This is a genomic window from Frankia tisae (genome assembly GCF_025403405.1).
Taxonomy (GTDB): Bacteria; Actinomycetota; Actinomycetes; order Frankiales; family Frankiaceae; genus Frankia; species Frankia tisai.
Window position 1 is genome coordinate 1 of the sequence record NZ_JANEZT010000596.1, and the last position, 2,427, is coordinate 2,427.

The window sequence follows — 2,427 nt, forward strand, 5'->3', positions numbered from 1 at the left end:
CTCCTCGATCGGCCAACCGGCACCACGGGCCACCTGATGCAACGCCACATCCGGATTCACCGCCACCGGGTTACCCACCGCGCGCAGCAACGGCAGATCCGACTGGCTGTCCGCATACGCCCACGACGCCGCCAGATCCGCCCCCGTGGCCCGCGCATGATGGTCCAGCCACGCCGCACGCGCATCACCGACCAGCGGCGAGGACGCCAACCGGCCGGTGAGCAGCCCGTCGGCACCCACCTCCAGCCGGGCGGCGACCACCTCGTCGAACAGCGGCGCGAACGGCCGGGTGAGCACCTCCACCGCCCCGGTCACCAGCACCGTGCGATGCCCCGCCGCCCGATGCTCCCGCACCCGACGGATCCCCGCCGGCTTCACCCGCCGCAGCAGAATGTCACCGGCCACCTCCGCAACCAGACGCTCCAACTCCGCCGGATCCACCCCCGCATAGCGGGCGTACACCGCACGCATCAGATGCCCCCGGTCGCGGCGCTCCGCCCGCACATACCCCGGCAGCGCCGCCGCCAGCCCCACCAGCTCCCGCGCCCGACCCCGCGGCCCCGCATCGGCCAGCCGCATCCACAGATACGACTCGATCACCGTCGCACTCGCCACCGCACCATCAAGATCGAACACCGCGAGCACCCCGTCACCGGCACCCAGATGCCCCGACAGCCGCCGGCGCGGCGCGGCATCCCGCGGCCGGCGCAGCACCGCCGTCACCGCCGGGCAGTGCACCTGCTGCAGGTAGTGCCGCCAGTCGAAGCACGCCGGATCAAACCCGAACTCCACCTGATCGGCCGGGTCCAACGCCTCGTGCAACGCCCGCGTCGCATCGTCGACGTAGACCAGCTCCGCCTTCGTGTACGCCCGGTACACATCCGAATAGCGGCGCAGGAACGCCACCCGGCTCTGCGCCCGCTCCAGCTCCCCGGCCAGCGCCCGCGTCCGCGCCGACGCCGGGATCTGCGCCAACGCCCGCCCGGCGAACCCCACCAGCCGCTCGGAATGACGCAACCGCGCCTCCACCGCCGTCGCCCCCGCGAACGGCCACGCCGGCACCGCGATCGCCCCCCGACCGCGGCGCGGCAACGGATCGGCCAGGAAGTACTCCCGCACATAAGCGTAGAGATCCCGAAACAGCAGCGGGTTACGAAACCCCGAACACACCGTGTAATAGGCCGGGGTGTCCACCGGCGGCACCGTCGCCGCCGCCGCCAGCGTCGCGTTGACAACCAGATCCACCGGGATGATGTCGACGACCGCGTCCGGCGAGGCCGGGAAGTCCGGCAACTCCCCGCGACCATAAGCCAGGATCAGCGGCTCGGCCATCTTGAACCCCTCGATCCACCCGGGGAACGGCCGCGCCAACGCACTCTCGATGATCGACGGGCGCAGAATCGTCAACGGCAGCTCGCCGTGCGCCTCCTCCAGGAACCGTTCCCCCAACGCCTTGGTAAACGTGTACGCATCGGTCCAGCCCAGCACCTGCGCCCGCTGCCCGCCGGCCTCCACCAGCCGGCGCGCCACCCACGTCCGGCGCAGCTTCTCCGCCTCCGTCGACACCGTCCGCGCCCCGGCCGCAGCGAAACTTCGACCCGCCTGCGCCCGGAACAGCGCCGAGTTCTCCGGCGACCGCGAGGCATCCTCGGTCTGCTGACGCACCCGGGAGGCGGAATCCTGCTCGACGCGCCAGTCCACGTCATGAGCCAGCGGCCCCTCGGCGATGTGCCCCGACCGCAACCCCGCCACATACGCCGTCGACACGTGCACCAGATGCGGGCGCGCCCCGGCGGCCGCCAACGCCCGCAGCAGCTCCTGCAGCCCACCAACGTTGATCCGGAACCCGTCGTCGATCGGCGGGTCGAACGACACCTCCCCGGCGCAGTGGATGACCACGTCGATGTCACCGGGCAACGCCGGCAGCCGCGACAGGTCACCCTCGACGACCTCGACGCGACGCGCCACCAGCTCCGTCAACCCCGCCGCACCCAGCCGCTCACGCAACTGGCGAAACGCCGGCTTGCGCAGCATCCGCGCCAACCGCGCCGCCCCCGTATGACTGCCCCGCGGCCGCACCAGCGCCACCACCGAGGTGTCGGGGAAATCCGACAGCAACCGTTCGAGCAGAGCCTCGCCCATGAACCCGGTCACCCCGGTCACGAACACACGCCTGCCCGCGAGCCGCTCGCGCAGCCCCACCCTGACCTCCGCTGCCCTCACCGCCGACACCCTCATCCGGGCACCCGCACCCGCCGTCAGTCCGGATGAGCGGGTGCACATCCGGTGGGCACCCCGAGGCGACGCCTCGCCCCCGCGGCGCCAACCTGCTCATCACCGGTGCGTGCCCAGGCCGCGGTACGCAGGGAAACCTACCGTCCGCCCCCTGCCGCGGTGACGGGGGGCGGCGAGGCTCAGCCGGCAGCG

At 72.4% G+C, this 2,427-nt stretch carries 1 protein-coding gene; it reads right to left on the bottom strand.

Features of this window, described 5'->3' with window-relative positions; genetic code table 11:
- On the bottom strand, positions 1-2,202 hold a 2,202-nt coding region (locus NBZ85_RS30305), incomplete at its 3' end, for an HAD-IB family phosphatase (RefSeq protein ID WP_261560561.1).
- Between the last annotated feature and the right edge of the window lie 225 nt (positions 2,203-2,427).